The organism is Clostridioides sp. ES-S-0010-02, assembly GCA_020641055.1.
GTDB lineage: Bacteria > Bacillota > Clostridia > Peptostreptococcales > Peptostreptococcaceae > Clostridioides.
In genome coordinates this window covers 3,550,930-3,577,497 of sequence record CP067345.1, presented here as the reverse complement: position 1 = coordinate 3,577,497, position 26,568 = coordinate 3,550,930, and the positions used below count along the sequence as shown (strand labels likewise).

Genomic DNA, 26,568 nt, shown 5'->3' with positions numbered 1-26,568 from the left:
GAAAATAATGGCATTAAAAGCTTTAGATATATTTAAATTAACACCAAAGAAAAACTGTAAGGATTGTGGATTCCCAACTTGTATGGCTTTCTCTATGAAGGTTGCTTCAGGAGCTGTAGAAGTAGGCAAATGCCCACATATGTCTGATGACGCTATAGCAAAACTATCAGAAGCTACAGCACCTTTAATGAAAGCATTAAAAGTTGGTACTGGAGCATCTGAATATGAACTAGGCGGGGAAACAGTATTATTTAGACATGAAAAAACATTAGTAAGTAGAAATAGATATGCAGTTTCATTCTGTACTTGTATGAGTGATGAAGCAGTAGACGCTAAAATAGCTAACATGAAAAAAGTTGACTATATAAGAATTGGTGAACAAATGAAAGTTGAAATGGTTGTTTTAGAATACTGTGGAGACAAAGATGCATATTTAAAACTAATAGACAAAATAAAAGGTAGCGGATTAGAAGTAGCTTATATTTTAGCTTGTGATGATGCACAAGCAGTTAAAGAAGCTGTTGAAGTATTAAAAGATGCTAGACCAATGGTATATGGAGCAACTAAAGATAACTACAAAGATATGATAGAAGTAGTTAAAGGAGCAAACCTACCATTAGGAGTAAAAGCAGCTAGCTTAGAAGAATTATATGAAACAGTTGAATTAGTTCAATCTGCTGGATATAAAGAATTAGTATTAGATGTAACTGGAGAAAATATAAAAGATACTTACACTAATGCTGTGCAAGTTAGAAGAATAGCTTTAAAAGAACAAGATAGAACATTTGGATATCCTTCAATAGTATTTGCAAATAGATTATCTAACTCAAATCCTATGATGGAAATTGCTTTATCATCAATATTTACTATAAAATATGGTTCTATAATAGTAATAGATGATATTAGTTATGCTAAAGCATTACCATTATTTGCATTAAGACAAAATATATACACTGACCCACAAAGACCAATGAGAGTTGAACCAAAGATTTACCCAATTAATAACCCAGATGAAAATTCTCCAGTATTAGTTACTGTTGACTTTGCATTAACTTATTTCATAGTTGCTGGAGATATAGAAAGATCAAAAGTTCCAGTATGGTTAGTAATACCAGATGCAGGTGGATATTCAGTTCTTACATCTTGGGCTGCTGGTAAATTTGGTGGAAATTCAATCTCTGCTTTCATCAAAGAAAGTAAAGTAGAAGAAGTAACTAATTGTAAAGACATTATCATCCCAGGAAAAGTTGCAGTACTTAAAGGTGATATAGAAGATAACTTACCAGGATGGAATGTAGTTATAGGACCAGAAGAATCTATGGAATTACCTAAGTTCTTAAAAGGATACCAAGAAAAAGCATGCCAAACAAACTAATAAAATATTAACTAACTATTAATATTAAATTTAAAGGGGGACATTATAAATGGAAAAATTTATGATTATAGGTGAAAGAATACACTGTATCTCACCTTCAATAAGAAAGGCATTAGCAGAAAGAGATCCAGCTCCAATATTAAAAAGAGCAAAAGAACAATTAGAAGCAGGAGCACACTATATAGATTTCAATATAGGGCCTGCTGAAAGAGATGGCGAAGAGATAATGACATGGGGAGTTAAGCTACTTCAATCTGAATTTAACAATGTTCCTATAGCATTAGATACAGCTAATAAAAAAGCTATCGAAGCTGGACTTAAGGTTTATGATAGAACTAATGCAAAACCAATAATAAACTCTGCTGATGCTGGTTCAAGATTTGATTTAATAGATATAGCAGCTGAATATGAATCAATGGTTATAGGTTTATGTGCAAAAGAAGGTATCCCAAGAGATAATGATGAACGTATGGCTTACTGCCAAGAGATACTAGAAAAAGGCTTAATGCTAGGAATGGAGCCAACTGATATATTATTTGACCCATTATGCTTAGTTATAAAAGGTATGCAAGAAAAACAAGTAGAAGTTTTAGAAGCTATAAAGATGATGACTGAAATGGGACTTTTAACTACAGGAGGATTATCTAATGTATCTAATGGATGTCCTAAACATGTTAGACCTGTTTTAGATAGTGCATTCTTAGCAATGGCAATGGCTAATGGATTTAGTTCAGCTATAATGAATCCATGTGACCCAGAATTAATGAAAACTGTAAAATCTTGTGACATAATCAACGGGGCATCTTTATATGCAGACTCTTTCTTAGAGTTAAATGAAGGTGGATTTGCTTTCTAGGGTTTTTAGGGTATAGTTAATAAAAAATAGGTGTAAATATTAAAGGGGGAAATAGAATGAATCTATATAATATAATCTTTACAGGGTCAGAACAAGCTTTGGGTGCAGCTCAAGCTATGTTAAATGAAGCTATAGAAAAAAACGGAAAAGAACATAAAGTAGCTTTCCCTGATACAGCATATTCATTACCTTGTATATATGCTGCAACAGGACAAAAAATGAACACTTTAGGGGACTTAGAAGGTGCTTTAGAAGTAGTAAAATCTTTAATCAATAGAACTCATTTATTAGAACATGCTTTTAATGCTGGTTTAGCTACTGCTTTAGCTGCAGAAGTAATTGAAGCATTAAAATACTCAACTATGGATGCTCCATATAGTGAGCCATGTGCAGGTCATATAACTGACCCTATAATCAGATCACTTGGTGTACCACTAGTTACAGGAGATATACCTGGTGTTGCAGTTGTTCTTGGAGAATGTCCTGATGCTGAATCAGCAGCAAAAGTTATAAAAGACTACCAATCTAAAGGTTTATTAACTTTCTTAGTTGGTAAGGTTATAGACCAAGCTATAGAAGCTGGAGTAAAAATGGGTCTTGAACTAAGAGTTATACCTCTAGGATATGATGTAACTTCTGTTATCCACGTTGTATCTGTTGCAGTAAGAGCAGCATTAATATTCGGTGGATTAACTCCTGGTGATTTAAACGGATTATTAGAATACACAGCTAATAGAGTTCCTGCATTTGTTAATGCTTTTGGACCATTAAGTGAATTAGTTGTATCTGCAGGTGCTGGAGCAATAGCTTTAGGATTCCCAGTTGTAACTGACCAAACTGTTCTTGAAGTTCCAATGAATTTATTAACTCAAAAAGATTATGATAAGATAGTAGCTACTTCATTAGAAGCTAGAGGAATAAAAATAAAAGTTACTGAAATACCTATACCAGTTTCATTTGCAGCAGCATTTGAAGGTGAAAGAATTAGAAAGAGCGACATGTTTGCTGAATTTGGTGGAAATAAAACTGAAGCTTGGGAGCTTGTTGTTAAGAAAGAAGCTGCTGAAGTTGAAGACCATAAGATAGAAATAATAGGACCAAACATAGATGAAGTTGAAGCAGATGGTGTATTAAGATTACCACTTGCTGTAATAGTTAAAATAGCTGGTAAAAACATGCAAGAAGATTTCGAACCAGTTCTTGAAAGACGTTTCCACTACTTCTTAAACTATATAGAAGGTGTAATGCACGTTGGACAAAGAGATATGGCTTGGGTAAGAATCTCTAAAGATGCATTTGATAAAGGATTTAGACTTGAGCATATAGGAGAAGTTTTATATGCTAAGATGTTAGATGAATTTGAATCAGTTGTTGATAAGTGTGAAATAACTATAATTACAGATGCAGAAAAAGTTTCTGAATTAAAAGGTGAAGCAATAGCTAAATACAATGCTAGAGATGAGAGATTAGCTTCATTGGTTGATGAAAGTGTAGAGACTTTCTATTCTTGTAACTTATGTCAATCATTTGCACCAGCTCACGTTTGTGTTGTTACTCCTGAAAGACTTGGTCTTTGTGGAGCAGTTAGCTGGTTAGATGCTAAAGCTACTAAAGAATTAGACCCTACAGGTCCTTGTCAACCAATAGAAAAAGGTGAATGTTTAGACGATAGAACAGGTGTATGGAACTCTGTAAATGAAACTGTAAACCAAATATCTCAAGGTGCAGTTGAAGCTGTTACATTATACTCTATATTAGAAGACCCTATGACTTCTTGTGGATGCTTCGAGTGTATCTGTGGTATAATGCCAGAAGCAAATGGATTTGTTGTAGTTAACAGAGAATTCCCAAGCGTTACTCCAGTTGGTATGACTTTCGGAGAACTTGCTTCTATGACAGGTGGAGGAGTTCAAACTCCAGGATTCATGGGACACGGAAGACATTTCATATCTTCTAAAAAATTCGCTTATGCAGAAGGTGGACCAGAAAGAATAGTTTGGATGCCAAAAGAATTAAAAGATTATGTAGCTGATAAATTAAATGCTACAGTTAAAGAAATGACTGGAATAGAGAACTTCTGTGATATGATTTGTGATGAAACTATAGCTGACGATTCTGAAGGAGTATTAGCTTTCTTAGAAGAAAAAGGTCATCCAGCATTAGCTATGGAAAGTGTAATGTAATTGATGGAAAATTTAAAATAATGTGATATAATATTAATATGATTTAAATAAATTAATCAATAATATAATATTGGGGGTCTATCGAAATGAAATTATTACCAGAATTAAAATACTCTAAAGATCATGAATGGGTAAAAGTAATTGATGGAGATGTTGTATATATAGGTATAACAGATTATGCTCAAGATCAATTAGGAGAAATATTATTTGTTGAAACACCAGAAGTAGAAGATACTGTAACTAAGGGAGTAGATTTTGGAGTAGTTGAATCTTCTAAAGTAGCTTCTGATTTAATATCTCCTGTTAATGGTGAAGTATTAGAAGTTAATGAAAAATTAGAAGATGAACCAGAATGTATAAATGAAGACCCATACGAAAACTGGATATTAAAAGTAAAACTAGCTGATGTTGCTGAGCTTGATACATTATTAAGTGATAAAGAATACGAGGCTGGATTAGAATAATTAAAGACTAGGGATGTTATTATAATTGGGGAAAGTATAGTAAAATTTGAGTGCACGCAAATTTAGCTATACTTTCCTTTTATAATATATAGAACAAATTGGGAGGGATATCATGATAAAGGTAAATTTTATGCCAAACAATAAAGAAGTTTATTGTAATGAGGGGGATATATTACTAGAAGTTGCAAGAAATGCTGATATATTTATAGATGCTCCTTGTAATGGAAATATGTCTTGTGGTAAATGTAAGGTAAAGTTGTTAAAAGGTAAGGTTGATACAGAAAAAACGAGACATATAACAGATGACGAATGGGAGCAAGGTTATATATTAGCTTGTTGTACAAAAGTAATCTCAGATATAGAAATTGAAGTTCCTTCTAAAGTATCATCTTCTATGCATGGTATGAAGATTGAAGGTAGCAATAAACAAAAAGATAGAGAAATTTTTGAGAGAGCTAAAAAAATAATAGAAAAGCATAACTTACAATTTAAGACAAATATAAAAAAGAAATACATAGAAATGGAAGAGCCAAACTTAGATGACAATATAAGTGATGTAGATAGATTAGAAAGACATGTTAGAAATCATCTGGGATACAATGAAATAGATTTTAGATTAGATATACTTAGAAAGATGCCAACGATATTTAGAAAGAGCGATTTCAAAGTTACAATAACATATGTTCAAAAACAAAAGAAACTTACAATCATAAATATAGAAGAAGGAAATAAGGAAAATTCTCTGTATGGAGTTGCAATAGATATTGGTACAACTTCGGTAGTTGTATGTTTAGTAGACTTATATTCAAAAGAAGTAGTAGATAAAGCATCATCTGGAAATGCTCAGATAAAATATGGAGCAGATGTTATAAATAGGATTATATATTCGACTAAGAAAAATGGATTAGAAACTTTACACAAAGCTATAGTCGATGAAACTATAAATCCTCTATTAAAAACATTATATGAAAGAAATGGCATAAATAAGGAGGATGTAGTCACTTTAGTAGCTGCTGGAAATACAACTATGACAAGTTTATTCTTAGGGGTGTATACAGACTTTTTAAGACAAGAACCTTATATACCACCATTTTTAAAATCTCCAAAACTTATGGGTGAAAATGTAGGTCTTTTTGTAAATGATAGTGCATATGTGTACTTAGCTCCATCTGTAGCAAGTTATGTAGGAGGAGATATAACAGCAGGGGTATTATCAGCTGGTATATGGTCAAGTGAAGAAAATGTTTTATTTATAGACTTAGGTACCAATGGAGAGATAGTATTTGGAAATCAAGACTATATGATGAGCTGTGCATGTTCAGCAGGTCCTGCATTTGAAGGTGGAGGCATAAGCTGTGGAATGAGAGCATCAGCAGGAGCAATAGAGAAGGTGGCTATTGATAAAGGAACTTTAGAGCCTACATTAAAAATAATAGATGAATGTGCACCAGTTGGTATATGTGGTTCTGGTATAATTGATTTAATTTGCCAAATGATTACTAAGGGTGTAATAGATAGAAGAGGTAAGATATATAGAGATTTAAATAATAAGAGAGTCAGATTTAATGAACATGAAATAGGAGAGTATGTATTAGCATTTAAAGAAGAATTTGATTTGGAAAATGATATAGTAGTAAATGAAGTGGACATAGATAATTTTATTAGAGCTAAAGGAGCTATATATTCAGGCGCATATACTCTTGTAGATAGCTTGGGTATGGATTTTAGTATATTAGATAGAGTTTATATAGCAGGTGGTATAGGAAATAACCTAGATATAGAAAATTCAATAATTATAGGATTACTTCCTGATATCGATAGAGAGAAATTTACTTATATAGGAAATAGTTCACTTGTAGGTTCTTACTTGGCTCTTATAAGTAAAGATGCCAAAAATAAACTTGAAGAAATAGGTAAACAAATAACTTATGTTGAACTTAGTGTTTATCCAAGTTACATGGACGAATTTATTTCTGCATGCTTCTTACCACATACAAATATAGAGCAGTTCCCAACTGCAAAGCAACTACTAGAAGAGTAAAATATCAAAATATAAATGCATAGGTAGAGGATTAAAACATAAAAACATAAATGTAGAGGATTAAATTATGTATAAGGATTTGTCTGAGAAAATGAGAACTGCGTTTGACATTAAATTAAGAAATTTCGGAAATGAGATAGAGTTTGCTTATCCGAATCAGACTCTAGCTCTTAGTACTACAAGTAATAAGTGTAGTCTTAAATGTGCTCATTGTAATGGTCATTATTTAGAAAATATGATACCAATTGAGGACTATAAAGAAAAAGTTAAATCAAGAAATATAACTAGTTTTTTATTAAGTGGTGGTTGTAGTTATGAAGGTGATGTCCCAATAAATACCCATATACAGACCATTAAAAAGTTAAAGGAACAAGGATACAGATTAAATGCTCATTTAGGGCTTATGGATAAAGAGAGTATTATAGAATTATGTAAGTATTTAGATATAGTTTCTTTCGACTTGGTATTCGATAAAGAAACTATAAAAGAAGTTTATAAGATGGATAAAAGCAAAGAAGATTATATTAAAGCTTACAATACAATAAGAGAAAATACAGAAGTAGCACCACATATATGTATTGGTTTAAAAGGAGGAAAAGTAAAAGGTGAGTATGAGATTATAGAATACTTACAAAAAAATCCTCCTAATAAACTGACATTTATAGTTCTTATTCCTACAAAAGGTACTGAATATGAAGATGTAGAACCTCCTAATTTGAAAGAAGTAACAGATGTTTTATGTGAAGCTAGAATTAGTTTACCAAATACCGAGATTAACCTAGGTTGTATGAGACCTAGAGGTGTGTATAGAAAAGAACTAGACCAATTAGCTATAATGTGTGGAGTTAATAGAATAGTTCTTCCATCAAAATCTGCTAAGAATAAGGCTATAGATATGAATATGACAATAACTGAATGTAAGGAGTGTTGCGTTTTATGATTAGATTATCATCAGGGACAGCAATAGAACTTGGAATATTAAATAAAAAAAGCGATATACCTCCTACTACAGCATATATAATGATTGGGGAAAAATGCATAAACAAATGTAGTTTTTGTTCTCAATCAATAGAAAGCAGTACTAGAAAAGATAAATTATCAAGAGTAGTTTGGCCAGAGTATTCTAAAGAGGAAATATTGAATGCTTTGAGAGCATATAACGGGAAAAATATAAAGAGAATATGTATACAATCAATGGCAAGTGAAGAGGCACATAAATCTGTTTTAGATTTTATAAATTACATAAATGGTAAAATAGATATGCCTATTTCATTGTCTGCAAAATTAGAAAGTGATGAAGAAATAAACAAGTTTTTTTCTGCTGGAGTAGATAAAATAGGAATAGCGATAGATGCAGCAAGTAAAGACTTATATGAAAAAATAAAAGGATATAATTATGATGAAAAATTGAATTTTATAACAAAAATGTCAAAGTTATATCCTAATAAAATCAGCACACATATAATTGTTGGTATGGGAGAAAGTCATGAAGACATATACAACCTATATACTTATTTAAAGAAGAACAATATAACTATTAGTTTATTTGCGTTTACTCCAGTTAGAGGAACTAAAATGGAAAAAATAAGTCAACCAAATATAGAAAGTTACAGAAGAGTACAGCTAATGTCCTATATGATAAATAAAGGTTATTCACAAGAATACTTTGAATTCAAAAATGGATACTTGGAAAATATAAAACTAGATGATGAGACTGTATCAGATATAAACAGGGGTTACCCTTTTGAGATAAGAGGCTGTAAGGATTGTAATAGACCATATTATAATGAAAGACCAGGAAGTACTATATATAATTATTCAAGACCTTTAAATCAAGATGAGATAGATTTGGCTATAAGAGAACTAAATCTGTAAATGATTTCTTGAATATGTTTATACTAAAGATTGGGGCGTAATAATCATGAATCAGTGGAGAGTTATACATAATAAATCATATGATGGTGCAATGAATATGGCAATTGATGAAGCTATATTTACTGCATATAAAAAAGGATGTGTGAAGCCAACACTTAGATTTTACACTTGGAAGCCAGCTTGCTTGAGTGTAGGATATTTTCAAAAACTTGAAGATGAGGTAGATTTAGATAAGTGTAAGTGCATGAATATAGACTATGTCAGAAGAATCACAGGAGGAAGAGCTGTATTACATGATAATGAGCTAACTTATAGTATAATTATAGGAGAAGATAATCCTTTAATTGATAAAAGTATAAATCTATCTTATAGATATATAAGTGAAGGTTTAGTTAGAGGATTGAATTTAAGTGGTATAGAAACAGATAACTTAAATAGTGGAGAGAGAATAGGTAGAGAAAATTTATCAGCTGCATGCTTTAATGCACATGCATCATATGAAGTTACTATTAATAATAAAAAGGTAATTGGAAGTGCTCAAAGTAGAAAAGACGGTGTTTTGTTACAGCATGGTTCAATAATAATGGATTTTGATGTAGAAAAATTGTTTAAATTAATAAAGGCTAAAACACCAGAACTAAAAGAAAGAGCAATGAAATTCACAGCTAAAAAGGCCAGTGGAATAGAGAATGAAATTGGTAAAAAAATAGACATAGATATTCTACAAGCTAATCTAATAAAAGGACTGGCTAGTCAATTTAATGTTGAGTTTGTAGAAGAAGACTTGACTGATTATGAAAAGCAATTAGCTGAAGAATTATATAAAAAATACAAGGATGAAGAGTATAATAAAAAGCGTTAACTTTAATTGACTTTAAGTAAATTAAAGTGATATACTTAAGGTATAATAATATACGAAAATTGAAATCATGAAGGTTTCTTTGGTGTATTGAAATACCTGAGGAAGTCTTTTTTTGATTTTTAATAAAAATCATATTAGGAGGAGATTTATATGTGTGAATCATCAGCTTTCATTTGTAAGAATAACAATGAATTAGAAAAGGTTATGGAGAATGTGGTTAATATAGACCCTTGTGATGGAAAGATTTATTTAACTGATTTATTAGGAGAACAAAAAATAATAGATGGAATAATTAAAGAAATAAGATTGATGGACCATAAGATAATAATACAAGAAAATTAATTAATAGGGGAATTTCATATGATAATAGCAGTGATAGATGGAATGGGTGGAGGTATAGGAGCCCAGATAGTTTCTTCTCTGAGAGAAGAATTACCTACATATGTAGAAATTTATGCACTAGGAACTAATTCTATAGCAACTAGTTCTATGATGAAGGCTCATGCTAATAAAGGAGCTACAGGGGAAAATGCTATAGTAGTATCAGCTAGAAAAGCCAATATAATAGTTGCACCTATTTCTGTAATAATACCTAATTCTATGATGGGGGAAGTCACTTGTAATATAAGTGAAGCTATTGCAGATAGTGAGGCACTTAAGATACTTTTACCTATTATGCCAGAAAATATAGAGTTAGTTGGATTAGAAGGTAAACCATTAGCACTACTTGTAAAAGATTCTGTTAATGTTATAAAAAAAGAATTTAATATAAAATAACAGGGGGAATAACTAATGATGTTTGATAGAGAGATTATAAGATACCACCATGGGCACCATGACCATGACGACCATTGCCATGAACATACTCATGGAGATATGTGCCATGAACATCCACACGACCATGCTCATGACCATGACCACGAACATAATCATGAAGAATCATCAGAGTCTAAAGATGAGAAAACTTTAAAAATACTTTTAGTACATTGGATAAATCACAATGAGACTCATGAAGAAGGATTTAGAGAATGGGTAGAAAAGGCTAGAGCTATTGGAAAAGAAGAAACTGCAAAGAGTATTGAAAAAGCTATAGAATGTATGGAAGAAGCAAATAAAATGTTATTAGAGGCTAAAAAACATATGTAAATATGATTGTTAAAATCGCTTATATATTTTGATATAGGCGATTTTTTATGCCTTATTTATATTTAATTATTGAAATTTCTAATGAGTATGTACTATACTTTAATGAGGAAATTTATTATAAAACTGAGTTATTTAATATATCTTCGGCTTCAAATATTACTGGAGATAGTTAAGGAGGAGTAGTTCAATTTAATAAAAGGAGAGAATTAGTTATGAAAGATGGTCATATACATTCACCTTATTGTCCTCATGGAAGTAAGGATGATTTTGAAAAATATATACAAAGGGCAATTGATGTTGGTCTAACAGAAATGACATTTACAGAGCATTTTCCATATCCAAATGGATTTCAAGACCCTGCACCTGAAAATGATAGTTGCATGAATCCTGAAAATTTATCAAATTACCTTGATGATGTTAAAAATTTCAAGCAAAAATATGAGAGCAAAATTAAGATAAATGTAGGAGCGGAAGTAGATTTTCTTGAAGGTTATGAAGAAGACATAAAAAACAATTTAGATAAATATGGTGATGAATTAGAGGATTCTCTATTATCAGTACATATAATTAAAATTGATGGTGCCTATTGTTGTGTGGACTATAGTGTAGAAGAGTTTCAAAATCTGATTGATAAGCTTGGAAGCATTGAAGCTGTTTATAATAAGTATTATGAAACATTAATAAAAGCTGTAAATGCTGATTTAGGTACATATAAACCAAAGAGAATAGGTCATTTAAATTTAGTTAGAAAGTTTAATCAAGTATTTCCATATAATTATGAAGGAAATAAAGTTCTTGAAGAATTAATAAAGTTGGTTAAAGAAAAAGGATATGAACTTGATTACAATGTTTCTGGAAACAGAAAAGAATATTGTAAAGAGCCTTATGTAGATGTATACTTATTAGAATTAGCAAAAAAATATGATATTCCATTAGTTCTTGGCTCAGATTCTCACTGTGCAGAGGAAATAAATAATTATGATATAGGATAAAGATGTATATATTATAATCCTAAAGTTATGATAATTTATATTTTTAAAGTATTTATTTAAAAGACTGTAAGTAGATTTATGTAAAATAAATCTACTTACAGTCTTTTTGTTAAATTAGAAAAATATTTATAGATTTGTTCAGTATGAAAGTTTTATAATTAATATTTTTTCATGGATATAGCCTATTTTTACTTATCTTAACAATCATAAAGTGCTTTTAGTGTTTAGAGATATTACTGCATAAGTTTATCATTTTCCATTATTATTGGGTCTAGTAATTCTACATTTCCTTCTGACATCTTTAATCTATTGAACATATAATTTTTCACATCTTTTTTACTTTTGAACTTAGTAACTTGGTAAGGTGATGTAGAACCATATTTTTCTATAAATAAGATATCTTTATCAGTTTTGATACATATACCTGTATGACCTATAAATACATTTTTAGTTTCTGGATAACGAAGAAAGCCACTTATAATAGACATATTTTTATTATCTTTAAAAGATATTTTTCTTTTTTTCCACTCTTTTTTTATTTGTTCTGCATTTTTATTTATATCATCTGTGTCTTGAGTTGGTATTGCAGAGAAAAAGTTAATAAATTTTTCTACATCCTTTGAGTTAAATTTTGCATCTCTATTATTCATTATAGTATCTAAATCAATACTTAAATCGATAGAATCTCCAGTAAACTTCTCTTTTGAGTTGATGAAATCTTTAAAAAGTCTAAATGCTGTTATTCTACAATTTACATCCATATAGTTAGGAAACTTTTCCATCCAGTTACTTTGTAATTTATCTAAATTGTATGGAACCTGTTTTGTGTTAATTGAACTATATCCAGACTTAGATATATTTACATTGTTTTGAAGTATTTTAATTTGAAGTTTGTTGTAGCTCCTAACTGATTTAATAAAAATATCAATATCTTTCTTATTTATTTTATTTTTTTCTAATACATTTTTCACTTGATTTTGTGTCTTTCTATCTATTATGTTAGAGTATACTAATCTGCTATTATCTTTAATAGTTGAATATGCAAAGATTGTAAGTATGCTTGATAACACTAAAATAGCAGACAATATTGCTATTAGTAAATTTTTTCTCACCTGTTTTTCTCCTTTATAAATTTATTTTGTCGACATATTTATAGTATATAGTACATTTAATTTTAGCTTCAATATGTTTTTAATTACAAAACTGTTGCAAAAAATATAACTTTATTTAAAACTTTTTTTTAATATATAAAAATATATACTAAATAGGGGTATATATTCTTTGAATTTTTAACTAATTTATTTGGAGATTGATTATAGAATTTTATAAGTAAAAAATGAGTAAGCTATCAATGAAATATATAGTGAGACTAGTTTTTTGGATGTAGTATTTTGGTAAATAAGTAGGTTTGAGATATATGATAAATTTTACTTTATTAAAAATAAAATTTATTAAGTTCAATAAATATACTATTAGACTCATTAAAAGTTTAAAAATTTTATTTTTTTAATTCAACTATTCCCCAAAAAATTAGGTTTTAAGGAATAGTTAAATTAAAAAGTTTGGTTACATAATAGTAATTTTAGTTACAAGAATGAAACTGTAAAAATTAGATTTTTATTTATATAATTTCACTAAGAACATTTAATTTAGGAGGTAAAATATGAAGTTAAAAAAATTAAAAACTGGTATGGTCATGGCATTAACAATAATAACTATTGGGACGTCACTGATAAATGTATCAGCTATGGAATTAAACAGGAGTGAAGAATTTGAGACTAAGTACAGTGAAATGAAAAAAGAATTTCAAGAAGAGTATGGAAAGGAAGATAAATTCAAAGTCGTGCTAGATGATGAATTTACAAAAGAAGAAGTAAATGGAGCTAAAGGGATTATAAAGACAACTAATAAAATGAATAATGAGGTTGTAGTTTTAAATTATTTTGATGAAATGAAATCAGGAATTGAATTTGAATTAAAACCAAAAGCTGAAAAAAATGTAATTTTAAGAGCTGAGTTTCAGCAAGGATATGGAAATGAAGATAAATTTAAAGTTGTACTAGACGATGAATTCACAAAAGAAGAGGTAAATGGAGCTAAAGGGATTATAAAGACAACAGATAAAGAAACAGGTGAAGTTATTGTATATAATTACTTTGATGAGCTTGAAAAGTAATATTTAAAGCCTTTAATTAAAAAAAGAATCAGATTTAAAAGTATATAGTATCATGTATAGATTTTAAATTTATAACAATCTATACAGTTAAATAGCCGAATTGTATCAAAAATATAAAAGAATTAAATATAAAAAGAATTGTATAAAAATAAATTTTTCATATAGGGGTGAACTTTACATATTAGAGTTCACCCTTATAAAAAAATATAAAACAACATCTGGCTATATTTAATGTTCAAGTATATTTTTGAATATGTTCATATAGAGTGATTATTTATAGATAGCTGTTATTTACAGACCATAATCTAGTTTAACTTGAGATATTTATATAGTTTTTTTATTTATGGTCTTGAGATATTTATATGGCTTTTTTAACTTCTAGCTTTGATTTTAAAATATCAAGGAATTTATAACAATCGTCTGGATAAATTTCTCCCATATTTGCAACTTGGAACATATTATCATCTAGAAATTTGCCTTTTCCTGGATATACCACATAACCATTTTCTTCTTCTAGTTCTAATATAAATCTATTTATATCAATTTCTTTAGGAAGAAATACAGACGTAACAGTATTAGACATATATTTATCTGGAAGTAAAAATGTTAGACCTAGTTCCTCCATACCATTTCTTAAAATAGCAGAACATTCTTTATATCTTTCTATCTTACTGTCATCTTCTAAAAATTCAGTTAAAGCTTCATTAAGAGCAAATATTAAAGTGACATTAGGTGTATTTGGTGTTTGAGAAGATGATTTTGCAAGCTTATAATGTTTGTAAAGGCTAAGATACACATTTTTACATTGATCTTCTTTAATATTTTGTAAAACGCTTTCTTTAGCACAAAGATATGCAGAGCCTGGAAATGCCCCAAGGGCTTTACCACCAACACCTGTTATTATATCTATATTAAACTCATCAACATCAATGTATTCACCAGCAGATGCACTTATTGCATCAACAAAAAATATTTTGTTATATTTTTTTGCAAGTTTTCCTAATTCAGGTACAGGATTTATCATTCCTGAACTAGTCTCATGAAATACCATAGCAATTACTTTTATGTCAGGATTTTCAAGTAAGTATTTTTCTAAAATATCTAAGTCTGGATATTCAGCCCATTTAAAGTCTGGTTTGTAGGTCTTAACACTATAAGCAGATAATATTTCTTCTAGCCTTTCTCCAAATACACCATTACTAACTAATAAAGCAGCATCTTCTTTATCAAATATAGAAGATAATACACATTCATTTACAGATGTTCCAGAACCAGATACAACTAGAGAATAATAATCAGAAGTTGCATTATATAATTTACCGATTTTTTGTTGTGTATCTTTAAATAAATTCATGAATTCATTTCCTCTATGACATATATCATAGTGAAGAAGTGAATTTCTAACCCTATCTGTAACCATTACTGGTCCAGGACTAAATAGATATGTTTTTTTCATTGCAAATCCTCCTTAAAGTTTAATTTAAATTTTATGATGACTGTTTATGTGTATATATTAAAAGTTTATGTGTTAATTTAACTAGATTATAGAATAAAACTAATAATATTGCAATAATATTTTAATTAAAATACTTTAACAATCAAAAAAAGTAAAAATATACAAAAAATATTGTAATAAATATTGTATAAATCCCCAAGATGATATAGAATATAAATAAGTTGAATAGATTTTATATTCAAAAAATAATAAAAAATCTATTAATTCTGAAAATAAAGGGGGACGCTTAAAGTGAAATATGTATTAGCAATTGATCAAGGAACAACAGGAACAAGAGCAGTATTAATAAATGAAAAATCAGAGTTTGTTTTTAGTGATTATATGGAGCATACTCAAATCTATCCACAATCTGGATACGTCGAACATGACCCTATAGAAATTTGGAATAACACAAAAACTGTAAGTAATAATGTACTACAACAAGCTTTTAAAAGTGGAATAGATGAAAGTGATATAAAGGGAATAGGTATAGATAATCAAGGTGAAACAGTAATGCTATGGGATAAAAATACAGGTATGCCATTATACAATGCAATTGTATGGCAGTGCAGAAGAACCTATGATTATGTTGAAAATTTAAAGAATATACCAGGATTAGAAAATAAGATAATAGATAAAACAGGACTAATCATAGACCCTTATTTTTCAGGGACAAAAATTAAATGGATAATAGATAATGTAAAAGGTGTAAAAGAAAAAATCAAAAATGGAGAAGTACTTGCTGGAACATTAGATAGCTGGTTAATTTGGAAAATGACAGGAGGAAAGTCTTTTTTAACTGATGTTTCTACAGCAGCAAGAACCATGCTTTTTAATATAAGAGATATGAATTGGGATAGAGAATTACTTGATATTATAGGAGTTCCTAGAAGTATTTTAGCGGATATAATGCCTACAAGTGGTGATTTTGGGACTACAGACAAAGGGGCATTTTGTGGTGTATCAATAAAAATTACTGCTTCGATGGTTGACCAGCCAGCAGCTCTATTTGGAAATGGATGCTTTGAGCCAGGTATGGTTAAAAATACTTATGGAACAGGATGTTTCTTATATATGAATATAGGTGAAGAGTTGAAAATAGCGGGTAATGGTATATTAACAACTGTTGCTTGGAAAATAGGAGACAAAATTACATATGCTTATGATGGCGGAGTATATATAGCAGGTGCTGCAATACAGTGGCTTAGAGATGGAATTGGAGTTATAAAAAATTACTCAGAAACTGATGATATGGCTAACTCAATACCAAGTACTGGTGGTGTATATTTTGTTCCAGCGTTTGCAGGGATTGCAGCACCTTATTGGGACCAATATGCAAGAGGTACAATGGTTGGTATAACAGGCAGTACTAAGAAAGAGCATATAGTAAGAGCTACTCTTGAATCTGTTGCACTTCAGGTCAAAGATGTTGTTGACTCTATGAATTTAGCTTCAGGAAAGGATATAAAAATGCTAAGAGTGGATGGTGGAATTACAAAAAATAATTTTACAATGCAGTTTCAATCCGATATATTAGATATACCAATTGAAATTGCAGAAAATCCTGAGACAACAGTGCTTGGAGTAGGATATATGGCAGGTCTTTCCTGTGGTGTTTGGAATAGTATTGATGAAATTAGAAATGAGTTTACAATAAGTAAAGAATACACTCCAAATATGACAAAACAAAAAAGAGAAGAAATTTTGCTTGGGTGGAATCAAGCAGTAAAAAGAGCTATGAACTGGGAAAACGATACCAAAAAGATGTGTGCTAATTAAAGTACAACATAGTATTTACATGTATAGGAGGAATTAAATATGCCCTTTGATAAAGTTATATTATATATAATGGCTGTAGGGGTGCTTTTAGGAGCATTAGATAGGATAATTGGAAATAAATTTGGTCTTGGTGAACAATTCGAAGAAGGTTTTAATTCAATGGGTCCACTAGCTTTAGGGATGGTTGGTATAGTTTGTTTAGCTCCAGTTATCTCAAATGTATTAGGACCAGTAATAATACCAATATTCAATTTATGTGGAGCAGACCCATCTATGTTTGCAACCATATTAGCAAATGATATGGGAGGATATCCATTAGCGATGGAACTTGCACACAATAAAGAAGCAGGGATGCTTGCAGGATTAGTTGTATCATCAATGCTTGGGTGTACACTTGTATTTTCAATCCCAGTAGGATTAGGCCTTATAGAGTATGAAGACAGACCATTTTTTGCAAAAGGGTTATTAATAGGATTAATAACAATACCTTTTGGAGGGATTGTAGGAGGAATGATAGCAGGATTTAATTTATCAATGGTGATTATAAATATGGTGCCAGTAATAATATTAGCAGTAATATTAGCAATAGGTCTGAAAGTAAATTCAACACTTATGATAAATGGGTCTTTAGTTTTTGGAAAAATTATATCTATATTGATAACAATAGGATTAGGTGCAGCAGCATTTCAAGAAATAACAGGGGTAGTACTTATAAAAGGAATGACACCTATAAGAGAGGGTATTCAAGTAATTGGAAGTATTGCAATAGTATTATTGGGTACTTTTCCTATACTACATTTATTAGTTAAAGTTTTAAATAAACCACTTACAGCAATAGGTGGAAAATTAGGTATGGATGCAACAAGTGCAGCTGGATTAGTTTTCACTTTAGCTAATAGTATTCCAGTGTATAAAATGATGAAAGACATGAGCCCAAAGGGAAAAGTAGTAAATACAGCATGGTTAGTTTGTGCAACAGCAGCACTAGGTGATCACCTAGGATTTACAGCAGGAGTAGTGCCAGAGATGATTACACCTGTTGTAATTGGAAAGTTAGTTGGTGGAGTATTGGCGATTGCACTTGCTATGGTAATGACAAAAGATTTAACAGCAGAAGAAGAGCAAAGTAGTAAAATGAAAAAAGAGGTTGTATAAAAGAATTAATGTTAAAGTAAGCGTTAAGCTAAATTAAAAAATAGAGTTAAGTTAAAAAAATAAGGTAAATAAAAAAAGACATAGTGACATAGTAAAAACACTGTATAGTTTAGGTATAAATGGAGCTAAATAAATAATTATTTGGCTCCTTAACTTTAATCAATGATATTTTATAAGGAACTAAAAAGCAATCATATAAGCTAATTATCAGCTATGACTAAAGGTATTCCTTTTTGAGAAAATTCTATAATTATGTCGTGGTCTATACTAGCAGATGTAATAATAGTATCTATATGCTCTATAGGAGCAACAGAAGCAAATGAATTTATTCCAAACTTAGGTGGCTCAACAACTACTATTGACTTTCTAGACCTTTCAATCATTTTTTTTCGAACAAGTGATTCTTCTAAGTGATAGTCAGAAATACCATTTTCAAGTGTAATACCTCCAGCACCTAAAATTGCCTTATCAACATTAAATTGTTCAATGGCTGCTAATGTAAGTGGTCCAGAAAAAGAACCTTCAGTTTCTCTAAGATATCCACCAAGTACATATACTTTTATATTAGTATTCATAAGTTCATTTGCAACCAAAATTGAGTTAGTTATTACAGTTAAGTTTTTTTTGTCTTTTAAACTTTTTGCAACTTCAAGAACAGTAGTTCCAGTATCCATAAAAATAGTGTCATTTGTATTTATAAATTCACTACATTTAAGAGCAATTTGTTTTTTATCATTTGAATTTATTTTTTTTCTTTTAATATAGTTAAGTTCTACGCTACTTGCTATAACTGGTATAGCACCACCATAAACTCTTTTTAAAAGTCCAATACTTTCCATATGTGCTAGGTCTCTTCGTGCTGTTTCTATTGATATATCAAACATTTGGACTATGTCATTTATTTTAATTATATTATCTGATTCGAGAATACTTAAAATCTTCTCATATCTTTCCTGTGGTAACATGGAAAATCCTCCTTGGATTAATATTATTTTAGTTTTAAGCATAACTTATGATGAATTAAGGATTTATGTCTATATGTTAATGTGTGTATATTTAGTAAATAATATTATAAGCGTTATGCAAGATAATTTTACCATATTTCAAACTTACATTTAAGTAAAAAAGTGAAAATAGATATTTAATGACTTAAAATACCTTAAATTTCATAAATTAATTGACTAAAATATAATTTTATTATATAATTTAATTGCATAGAAATAAGGAGAAGTACTCAAGTGGCTCAAGAGGATCCCCTGCTAAGGGATTAGGCTGGGTAACCGGTGCGAGGGTTCGAATCCCTCCTTCTCCGCCAATTATCAAAGGCTATCCTTGTTGAAGGTAGTCTTTTTTGTAATGTCTATTAATAAAAACAACCTAGCAGACATAATTAAAGAAAGGAGGTAATATATGACAACTTTAATTTTCTTTATAGTGGGAATAGCATCTTTAGTGGTTGCTTTCGTTATTGATGGGGGACACATTGGAGCCTTATTTGTATTTTCATCAGCACTTGTTGTTTTTGGTGGAACTATAGGGGCTGTTGGTGCTTCAACACCATTTCCTGTATTCAAAAAGTCCATAAAGATAATGTTGTTAGCTTTTAAAAATAAAAAGCCTAACAATATAGAAAACATAGTTTATTTCAAAGAAATTGCAATCAAGGCCAGAAAAGAAGGTCTTCTTAGTATTGATAAAGAAATAAGCGAAAATGATGAATTGGACCCATTTATTAGAAAAGGTCTTGAACTTATGGTAGACGGCGTTGATGCAGCTACAATAAGAAATATATTAGAATCTCAAATACAAATAACATCAAAAAGACATAAAGAAGGAATAGCAATATTCGATTCAGCAGGAGGGTATGCACCTACACTGGGAATCATAGGTACAGTTATGGGATTAGTACATATTTTAGGAAATCTTTCGAGTAATCCAGATGCACTTGGACCTCAGATATCTGTAGCGTTTTTGGCTACTTTATACGGTGTTGGTTCAGCCAATTTAATTTGGTTACCAATAGCATCAAAGCTTAAAGCTATAAATCAGCAAGAAACTAATGAAAGACTTTTAGTGATAGAAGCGATACTATCTATACTTGAGGGAGATAATTCTAATTTAATGACAGAAAAATTAAAGATATTTTTAAATTCAAAAGAATTAATTGAACTTGGAGAAGCTGATGGTAGAATTGAATAATATAAAAGGATGGAATATTTATGTTACATGATGAAGACGAAAAAGAAGAAAATAATGAGCGATGGCTTTTAACTTATTCAGACCTCATAACATTACTTATGATTTTCTTTGTCATAATGTATTCTATGAGTAATGTTGATGCAGAGAAATATAAACAATTATCTCAATCTCTAAGTTCTGCATTTGGTGGTTCATCTGGAGTTATTGAAGGTGGACAAAATAAAATAGAACCAGTAGTTGACCAAAACAATAATAATCTAGATAGTTTACAAAATCCTGAGTTTAAAGAAGTTGGTGAAAATATTCAAAAGTATTTAAATGAAAGTGGATTGGCAAATTCGGTATCATTAAAAGCTCAAGATAGAGGACTAGTAATAAGCCTTAAAGATACTATATTATTTGATACTGGAAAAGCTGTTATAATAAATGATTCTAGAGATAAGATTATTCAAATAGGTAAGATGTTAAATGAAATGAATAGTTATATAAGAGTAGAAGGTCATACAGATAACCTATCTATAAAAAATTCTGAATTTAAATCTAATTGGGATTTATCAGTTATGAGAGCAACCAATGTTGTCCAACTTCTTATTGATAGTGCAGGTATTGCACCAAATAAGTTGTCTGCTGTAGGATATGGTGAATTTAGACCAATAGCTGACAATTCATCTCCAGATGGCAAATCAAAAAACAGAAGAGTTGATATAGTCTTGGTTGATAGTAAGTTCGATGATGTAGAAAATGTTGGAGAAAATAAATAGTTAAATAAGCTATCTCAATACAGAGTTATTTCTAATAAGGGATAGCTTTTTTATGCGAAAATTAAAAATAGATGATTAGTAAGTTACCTTTTTGTGATAATATATGGTATCTTAAATATATAATATTTAAATTATGAAAGGACTCAATTTTAAAATTGATATCAAAGGTGAGTAAATAAATGGGTAATAAGAATAAAAACACAAAATATAAAGATAAAACAAGGGCAAGGTATAATAAAAAGGTTGAAACTTTAAATAAAGAGAAGTTAAAAGAATCTAATAAACAACATAAAAAAGAAGATAAGATTACTACTATTATTAATAAATCTAGTATTGTATTATGTGTTCTTTTAGTAATATTTTCTTTACTTTATCTGTTTAAGTTAGTTCAGCTTAATATAATAATGACACTTTTAGTAATTACAGTGGCTATTCAACAAGGTTTGGTATCATTTGGTGCATTTAGAGAGAAGAATTATGCTAAAGGTATATTTTCAATATTTGTAATCATTTGTTTTCTAGTTGCTTTTAAATATACTGTTAGTCCTATTTAAATATATCAGTAAATATTTTATAATTAATATAAGTAATTAAGTTACGGTTTTAATGCTATAATAAATTTTATACATTTGAAGGAGTCGATTTTATGAATAGGAGTGGATTTGTAAAATTAATTATCACATCAATGATTATTTTATTACTTACAGGGTGTGATTTGAAAAAGGAAGAGAGTTATAAACTAGATCCAGAAAATCCGACATCAATAGAAATTTGGCATTATTATAATGGACAGCAAAAAATGGCGTTTGATAAGCTAGTTAAGGAATTTAATGACACTGTAGGTGCTGAAAAAGGAATTATTGTTGAAGCGTTTAGTCAGGGAAATGTAGTTGATTTATCTGAAAAGGTGCTGGATTCTGCTAATAAAAAGGTTGGTTCTGAAGATGTTCCAAATATTTTTGCAGCGTACTCAGATACTGCATATGAAATGGATAAATTAAAACTACTAGTAGATATTGATAAGTACATAAGTAAGGATGAATTAAATGAGTATATAGAAGAATATGTAGATGAAGGTAGACTAAATTCTGATAACGAACTTAAGCTTTTTCCGATTGCAAAGTCTACTGAGATTTTGATGTTAAATAAGACAGATTGGGATAAGTTTGCCAAAGCAACAAATTCAAATATAAATGATATACAAACAATTGAAGGATTAGTAGAGACATCAAAGAAATACTATGAATGGACAGATAGTTTAACAAAAGAGCCTAATGATGGTAAAGCATTTTTTGGAAGAGATGCTCTAGCAAATTATATTATTATAGGAAGTAAGCAGTTAGGAGTAGAAATTTTTTCAGTTAAAGATGGAAAAGTTACATTGAATCTTGATGAAAAGGTTATGAAAAAATTATGGCATAATTTTTATGTCCCATATATAAATGGATATTTTGCATCTTATGGTAAGTTCCGTTCTGATGATGCAAAAACAGGAGATATACTAGCTCTTGTTGGCTCTAGTTCAGGAGCATCATATTTTCCAGATGAAGTAATGTTAAATGATAATGAGAGTTATAAAATTGAGACATCTGTCTTTCAAGCTCCACGTTTTAAAGATAAAGAAAAATATGCTGTACAACAAGGGGCAGGAATGGCTGTAACAAAATCTACTAAAGAAGAAGAGTATGCATCAGTAGAATTTTTAAAATGGTTTACAGATAAAGAGTCTAATGTAAAATTCTCTATTGCTTCTGGATATCTACCAGTAAAGAAAAAAACAAATAATTTGGATGTTATAAAGGATGTTATGAATAAAGACGATTTAAAGGTATCAAGTAAAGTGGAAAGTTCAATTGTTTCATCTATTGAACAGATTAATAGTTGTAAGTTGTACACTAATAAAGCATTTGATGGTGGGACAAAAGCCAGACAAATCCTTGAGTATTCAATGATTGATAAAGCTAAAGAAGATTTAAATAAAATAAATGAATTAATAAAAAATGGAACCTCTAAAGAGAATGCAGTAGCACAATTTAATAATAATGAAAATTTTTCAGCATGGTTTTTAAATTTTAAGACTGAGCTTGAAAATGCTGTAAAAGAGTAGGTGAATTGGCAACGTGTACCAAAATGCACAAAGGTATGGGTGGAATAAATATGGAAAATAATCTAAAAAAGAATAACTCAATAATGAAAAAGATGATATTTCCTCTAATTATTGTTATGCTAATTCAAACAAGTTTATTTTGTGCCACAATTTTATGGGGAGGAACTATTAAAAGACTAAATGATAATTCATTTGATATTTTAAATGAAAGAGTAATTAATCGTAAAAATTATATACAAAATGAGATGTTACAAAGATGGTCAAAGACAAGCGAGACAGAACTAGCTATTAACTCATCTGTAAAAAAGGTTTTAGATGAAAATAATGTCTCAATTAAAGATGTGGGTATAAACGAAGAAATTAATAAAGAAATTATAAAAAATATATCAAAAGATTTAATATATCTTTTGAGAAAAAATTCTGTTACAGGTTCTTTCATAATTTTAAATAACAAAGATATTGAATATGATTCAATAAATAGTAAAGATGAAATAAGTAAGACAGGATTGTATATAAGAGACCTAGACCCTAAATTTAACCCAAATGATAATTCTGATTTGCTAATTGAAAGAGGCTCCTCAGAGATAGCAAGAAGTTTTGGAATATCTATGGATAGTTATTGGGCTCCAAAGTTTTCCTTTAAAAGTGAAAATGAGGAAAAAGGAGATAATTTCTTTTATAAACCATTTAGAGCTGCAATTGATAATCCAAATACATCAAGTTCTAATTTAGGATACTGGGGAAGTCAGTTCTTATTAACAAATGAAGGCGATAGAGTTATAACATATTCAGTTCCTCTTATTTATGAAGATGGAACTGTATATGGAGTACTTGGAATAGATTTAGGTATAAATTATTTAAGAGAGTTGCTTCCATATGGGGAGATAAATGAAAATAAAAAAGGTAATTATATTTTAGGCGTAGATAGAAATGATGATTTGGCATTTGAAAATGTTGTTTCGAATGGTTATACATTTAAAGACAAATTTTGGGATGGTTTACATTCGAACCTTGAGCAAAAAGAATCTTATAAAAATGTATATAAAGTTAAAAATGAAGATGATGGTAAAATTAAAGAAAGTACTTATGCTAGTGTACAATATTTAGATTTATACAATTCCAATACTCCATTTGAAAATGAGCGTTGGGCTCTTTTGGGAATTATTGAAGAAAAAAGTTTATTGTGTTTTTCAAAAAGAGTGGAAACCTTGGTAATAGTGTCTGTTGCAGTTTCCTTAGTGATAGGGCTTATAGGTATTTATATTGCGTCGAGATTGTTTACAAAACCAATTGTTCTTTTGGTTAATAAAGTTAGAAATAGTAATCCATCAAAACCAGTAAATCTTGATAAAATAAACATATCTGAAATAGATGAATTATCTTCAGCCATAGAGCTACTTAGTGCAAATGTTGCAGATTCCTCATCAAAATTATCACAAATTATTGAAATTGCAGATATGCCAATTGGAGCTTTTGAATTATATAAAAATGGAGATAATGTTTTTTGTACAAAAGGATTTTTTAGTATATTTACTACGGATGATGAATTTCAAGAATATGGATATATATCAAAAAGTAAATTTATAAAAAAAATGAATGAAATGGATACATATTTACAGAAAAATTATAAGACAGAAAATATATACATATATAAATTTGAATCTAAAGATAAAACTTCTAAGTGGATAAGATTAAATATTGTTGAAGATGACTTAAAGATATTAGGTGTTGTTGTTGATGTTACAAAAGAGTTTATTGAGAAAATGAAAATTGAGTATGAAAGAGATTTTGATATTTTAACAAATCTTCTAAATAGGAGAGCTTTTTATTCACAAGTACGAGAAAAATTTGAAAATAAAGAAGAGATTAAAATAGCTGCATTTATAATGTGGGATTTAGATAATTTAAAATATATTAATGATACCTATGGTCATGATGCTGGTGATGAATATATTAGATGTGCAGCAGATATACTTAAAAAGTTTATATCATGGAATGGTATAGTTTCTAGACTTTCAGGGGATGAGTTTTATGTATTCATATATGGGTATGAAAGTAAAGATAGCATAAGAACTATTATTAACTCTGTTAAGATACAGATGAATAATACTTTATTAAAGCTTCATGATGGGACAGAATTTAAAATAAGAGCATCAGCAGGAATTTCTTGGTATCCTAGCGATTCAACTAACTATGATGAACTAATGAAATATGCAGATTTTGCTATGTATCAAATTAAAAATACAATTAAAGGCGAAGTAAGTGAATTTGATGTCAATATATATAATAAAGATTCATTCTTGTTGCATAATAGAGAAGAGTTAAATAAATTAATTGATGGTCAATTGGTTGAATATGCATTTCAGCCTATTGTGGATTGTAAAGGTGAAGTATTTGCATATGAAGCACTTATGAGACCCAAAATGGAAACTTTTAGTTCTCCAATGGATGTTATTAGATTGGCTCGTTCACAGTCTAAGTTATATCAAATCGAACGTATCACATGGTTCAAAGCACTTAAATCTTTTAAGAGATATAGGGAACAGTTTGGAGTGTGTAAATTGTTCTTAAATTCTATACCAAATAATAATTTATCAAAAGTTGATTTTGAAGAAATAGAAGATTTATATGGTAATTATCTAAATAGGGTAGTGCTAGAAATAACAGAGAATGATAAGATTAGTGAAGATTTTATTGACAAAAAGAAAGTGTATATAAATCAGTGGAATATAGAAATTGCTTTAGATGATTTTGGAACAGGTTACAATGGCGATGCTGTACTACTGTACATAATGCCAAATTATGTGAAGATTGATATGTCTATTGTAAGAGGTATTGACAAAGATGAAGATAGAAGAAAAATACTAAAAAACCTTATTTCATATTCTAAAGAAAGAAATATTAAAGTTATAGCAGAAGGTGTAGAAACCAAAAGTGAAATGGAAGCATTAGTAGCTATTGGAATAGATTATATTCAAGGATATTACATTGGTAAACCAGAATTTGTTCCTCAAGATATAAGTGATAAAATTAAACAGGAACTCAAGATATGTTATGAAAATAGAGATGATATAGTTTAATAGAAGAAAAATTAAATGTATT

The 26,568-nt window shown here is 29.4% G+C and carries 23 protein-coding genes and 1 tRNA gene; 21 read left to right on the top strand and 3 right to left on the bottom strand.

The annotated features are described in order from the left end of the window. Positions 1-7: 7 nt before the first annotated feature. The 12 genes from JJC01_16640 to hisJ all read left to right on the top strand — a co-directional run bounded on the left by JJC01_16640 (position 8) and on the right by hisJ (position 11,794). Complete coding sequence (locus JJC01_16640; GenBank protein ID UDN57777.1) at positions 8-1,375, top strand: acetyl-CoA decarbonylase/synthase complex subunit gamma; 1,368 nt, start codon at positions 8-10, stop codon at positions 1,373-1,375. 49 nt (positions 1,376-1,424) lie between these two features. Beyond that, on the top strand, positions 1,425-2,231 hold the full coding sequence (locus tag JJC01_16635; GenBank protein UDN57776.1) for a dihydropteroate synthase: 807 nt from the start codon (positions 1,425-1,427) through the stop codon (positions 2,229-2,231). A 56-nt stretch (positions 2,232-2,287) separates the two neighbouring features. Continuing rightward, positions 2,288-4,414, top strand: coding sequence for a CO dehydrogenase/CO-methylating acetyl-CoA synthase complex subunit beta (gene cdhC, locus JJC01_16630; protein ID UDN57775.1), 2,127 nt, complete (start codon positions 2,288-2,290; stop codon positions 4,412-4,414). Between the two features lie 86 nt (positions 4,415-4,500). Continuing rightward, a complete protein-coding gene (gene gcvH / locus JJC01_16625) occupies positions 4,501-4,878 on the top strand; it encodes a glycine cleavage system protein GcvH (protein UDN57774.1) in 378 nt (125 codons plus the stop codon). Positions 4,879-4,990: 112 nt separating this feature from the next. Beyond that, a complete protein-coding gene (locus JJC01_16620) occupies positions 4,991-6,919 on the top strand; it encodes a DUF4445 domain-containing protein (GenBank protein UDN57773.1) in 1,929 nt (642 codons plus the stop codon). A 67-nt stretch (positions 6,920-6,986) separates the two neighbouring features. Continuing rightward, on the top strand, positions 6,987-7,859 hold the full coding sequence (locus JJC01_16615; GenBank protein ID UDN57772.1) for a radical SAM protein: 873 nt from the start codon (positions 6,987-6,989) through the stop codon (positions 7,857-7,859). Further along, complete coding sequence (locus JJC01_16610) at positions 7,856-8,794, top strand: radical SAM protein (GenBank protein ID UDN57771.1); 939 nt, start codon at positions 7,856-7,858, stop codon at positions 8,792-8,794. The genes JJC01_16615 and JJC01_16610 overlap by 4 nt, the downstream gene beginning before the upstream one ends. Positions 8,795-8,840: 46 nt before the next feature. Beyond that, complete coding sequence (locus JJC01_16605) at positions 8,841-9,656, top strand: lipoate--protein ligase family protein (protein ID UDN57770.1); 816 nt, start codon at positions 8,841-8,843, stop codon at positions 9,654-9,656. A 150-nt stretch (positions 9,657-9,806) separates the two neighbouring features. Then, positions 9,807-9,998, top strand: coding sequence for a CooT family nickel-binding protein (locus JJC01_16600; GenBank protein ID UDN57769.1), 192 nt, complete (start codon positions 9,807-9,809; stop codon positions 9,996-9,998). Positions 9,999-10,016: 18 nt separating this feature from the next. Continuing rightward, positions 10,017-10,433: a DUF3842 family protein gene (locus tag JJC01_16595; protein ID UDN57768.1), complete on the top strand. Its 417-nt coding sequence runs from the start codon at positions 10,017-10,019 to the stop codon at positions 10,431-10,433. A 15-nt stretch (positions 10,434-10,448) separates the two neighbouring features. Beyond that, a complete protein-coding gene (locus JJC01_16590) occupies positions 10,449-10,802 on the top strand; it encodes a zinc transporter (GenBank protein UDN57767.1) in 354 nt (117 codons plus the stop codon). A gap of 212 nt (positions 10,803-11,014) precedes the next feature. Next, positions 11,015-11,794, top strand: coding sequence for a histidinol-phosphatase HisJ (gene hisJ, locus JJC01_16585; protein ID UDN57766.1), 780 nt, complete (start codon positions 11,015-11,017; stop codon positions 11,792-11,794). A 233-nt stretch (positions 11,795-12,027) separates the two neighbouring features. On the opposite strand, the gene JJC01_16580 is transcribed toward hisJ, so the two are convergent. Next, the gene (locus JJC01_16580) at positions 12,028-12,906 is read right to left on the bottom strand and encodes a DUF4300 family protein (protein UDN57765.1); all 879 of its coding nucleotides are present in this window, start codon (positions 12,904-12,906) and stop codon (positions 12,028-12,030) included. A 551-nt stretch (positions 12,907-13,457) separates the two neighbouring features. Here JJC01_16580 and JJC01_16575 point away from each other — a divergent pair. After that, positions 13,458-13,970 carry a hypothetical protein gene (locus tag JJC01_16575; GenBank protein UDN57764.1) on the top strand — a complete coding sequence of 171 codons (513 nt, stop codon included), beginning with the start codon at positions 13,458-13,460 and terminating at the stop codon, positions 13,968-13,970. A 358-nt stretch (positions 13,971-14,328) separates the two neighbouring features. Here JJC01_16575 and JJC01_16570 read toward each other — a convergent pair whose 3' ends face one another. Further along, complete coding sequence (locus tag JJC01_16570; protein UDN57763.1) at positions 14,329-15,426, bottom strand: alanine--glyoxylate aminotransferase family protein; 1,098 nt, start codon at positions 15,424-15,426, stop codon at positions 14,329-14,331. 291 nt (positions 15,427-15,717) lie between these two features. Here JJC01_16570 and glpK point away from each other — a divergent pair, with 291 nt between their 5' ends. Continuing rightward, positions 15,718-17,244 carry a glycerol kinase GlpK gene (gene glpK, locus JJC01_16565; GenBank protein ID UDN57762.1) on the top strand — a complete coding sequence of 509 codons (1,527 nt, stop codon included), beginning with the start codon at positions 15,718-15,720 and terminating at the stop codon, positions 17,242-17,244. A 39-nt stretch (positions 17,245-17,283) separates the two neighbouring features. After that, on the top strand, positions 17,284-18,399 hold the full coding sequence (locus JJC01_16560; protein UDN57761.1) for an ethanolamine utilization protein EutH: 1,116 nt from the start codon (positions 17,284-17,286) through the stop codon (positions 18,397-18,399). Positions 18,400-18,599: 200 nt separating this feature from the next. Here the strand turns inward: JJC01_16560 and JJC01_16555 are convergent, their stop codons facing one another. Continuing rightward, positions 18,600-19,364 carry a DeoR/GlpR transcriptional regulator gene (locus JJC01_16555; protein UDN57760.1) on the bottom strand — a complete coding sequence of 255 codons (765 nt, stop codon included), beginning with the start codon at positions 19,362-19,364 and terminating at the stop codon, positions 18,600-18,602. A gap of 259 nt (positions 19,365-19,623) precedes the next feature. Here JJC01_16555 and JJC01_16550 point away from each other — a divergent pair. From JJC01_16550 to JJC01_16525, 6 genes are all read left to right on the top strand, one after another. Beyond that, positions 19,624-19,714, top strand: a tRNA-Ser gene (locus JJC01_16550). 95 nt (positions 19,715-19,809) lie between these two features. Next, a complete protein-coding gene (locus tag JJC01_16545; GenBank protein ID UDN57759.1) occupies positions 19,810-20,598 on the top strand; it encodes a flagellar motor protein in 789 nt (262 codons plus the stop codon). A gap of 20 nt (positions 20,599-20,618) precedes the next feature. Beyond that, positions 20,619-21,359, top strand: a complete 741-nt coding sequence (locus JJC01_16540; GenBank protein ID UDN57758.1) for an OmpA family protein — start codon at positions 20,619-20,621, stop codon at positions 21,357-21,359. Positions 21,360-21,538: 179 nt separating this feature from the next. Then, positions 21,539-21,913, top strand: coding sequence for a hypothetical protein (locus JJC01_16535; protein ID UDN57757.1), 375 nt, complete (start codon positions 21,539-21,541; stop codon positions 21,911-21,913). Between the two features lie 92 nt (positions 21,914-22,005). Further along, positions 22,006-23,466: an extracellular solute-binding protein gene (locus tag JJC01_16530; protein UDN57756.1), complete on the top strand. Its 1,461-nt coding sequence runs from the start codon at positions 22,006-22,008 to the stop codon at positions 23,464-23,466. A gap of 50 nt (positions 23,467-23,516) precedes the next feature. Further along, complete coding sequence (locus JJC01_16525) at positions 23,517-26,546, top strand: EAL domain-containing protein (GenBank protein ID UDN57755.1); 3,030 nt, start codon at positions 23,517-23,519, stop codon at positions 26,544-26,546. Positions 26,547-26,568: the final 22 nt, after the last annotated feature.

What these genes read in the sequence shown, in the direction of transcription:
- JJC01_16640 (UDN57777.1), top strand. Translation starts at nt 8, where the DNA reads ATGGCATTAAAAGCTTTAGATATATTTAAATTAACACCAAAGAAAAAC.
- JJC01_16635 (UDN57776.1), top strand. Translation starts at nt 1,425, where the DNA reads ATGGAAAAATTTATGATTATAGGTGAAAGAATACACTGTATCTCACCT.
- cdhC (UDN57775.1), top strand. Translation starts at nt 2,288, where the DNA reads ATGAATCTATATAATATAATCTTTACAGGGTCAGAACAAGCTTTGGGT.
- gcvH (UDN57774.1), top strand. Translation starts at nt 4,501, where the DNA reads ATGAAATTATTACCAGAATTAAAATACTCTAAAGATCATGAATGGGTA.
- JJC01_16620 (UDN57773.1), top strand. Translation starts at nt 4,991, where the DNA reads ATGATAAAGGTAAATTTTATGCCAAACAATAAAGAAGTTTATTGTAAT.
- JJC01_16615 (UDN57772.1), top strand. Translation starts at nt 6,987, where the DNA reads ATGTATAAGGATTTGTCTGAGAAAATGAGAACTGCGTTTGACATTAAA.
- JJC01_16610 (UDN57771.1), top strand. Translation starts at nt 7,856, where the DNA reads ATGATTAGATTATCATCAGGGACAGCAATAGAACTTGGAATATTAAAT.
- JJC01_16605 (UDN57770.1), top strand. Translation starts at nt 8,841, where the DNA reads ATGAATCAGTGGAGAGTTATACATAATAAATCATATGATGGTGCAATG.
- JJC01_16600 (UDN57769.1), top strand. Translation starts at nt 9,807, where the DNA reads ATGTGTGAATCATCAGCTTTCATTTGTAAGAATAACAATGAATTAGAA.
- JJC01_16595 (UDN57768.1), top strand. Translation starts at nt 10,017, where the DNA reads ATGATAATAGCAGTGATAGATGGAATGGGTGGAGGTATAGGAGCCCAG.
- JJC01_16590 (UDN57767.1), top strand. Translation starts at nt 10,449, where the DNA reads ATGATGTTTGATAGAGAGATTATAAGATACCACCATGGGCACCATGAC.
- hisJ (UDN57766.1), top strand. Translation starts at nt 11,015, where the DNA reads ATGAAAGATGGTCATATACATTCACCTTATTGTCCTCATGGAAGTAAG.
- JJC01_16575 (UDN57764.1), top strand. Translation starts at nt 13,458, where the DNA reads ATGAAGTTAAAAAAATTAAAAACTGGTATGGTCATGGCATTAACAATA.
- JJC01_16570 (UDN57763.1), bottom strand. Translation starts at nt 15,426, where the DNA reads ATGAAAAAAACATATCTATTTAGTCCTGGACCAGTAATGGTTACAGAT.
- JJC01_16560 (UDN57761.1), top strand. Translation starts at nt 17,284, where the DNA reads ATGCCCTTTGATAAAGTTATATTATATATAATGGCTGTAGGGGTGCTT.
- JJC01_16555 (UDN57760.1), bottom strand. Translation starts at nt 19,364, where the DNA reads ATGTTACCACAGGAAAGATATGAGAAGATTTTAAGTATTCTCGAATCA.
- JJC01_16545 (UDN57759.1), top strand. Translation starts at nt 19,810, where the DNA reads ATGACAACTTTAATTTTCTTTATAGTGGGAATAGCATCTTTAGTGGTT.
- JJC01_16540 (UDN57758.1), top strand. Translation starts at nt 20,619, where the DNA reads ATGTTACATGATGAAGACGAAAAAGAAGAAAATAATGAGCGATGGCTT.
- JJC01_16535 (UDN57757.1), top strand. Translation starts at nt 21,539, where the DNA reads ATGGGTAATAAGAATAAAAACACAAAATATAAAGATAAAACAAGGGCA.
- JJC01_16530 (UDN57756.1), top strand. Translation starts at nt 22,006, where the DNA reads ATGAATAGGAGTGGATTTGTAAAATTAATTATCACATCAATGATTATT.
- JJC01_16525 (UDN57755.1), top strand. Translation starts at nt 23,517, where the DNA reads ATGGAAAATAATCTAAAAAAGAATAACTCAATAATGAAAAAGATGATA.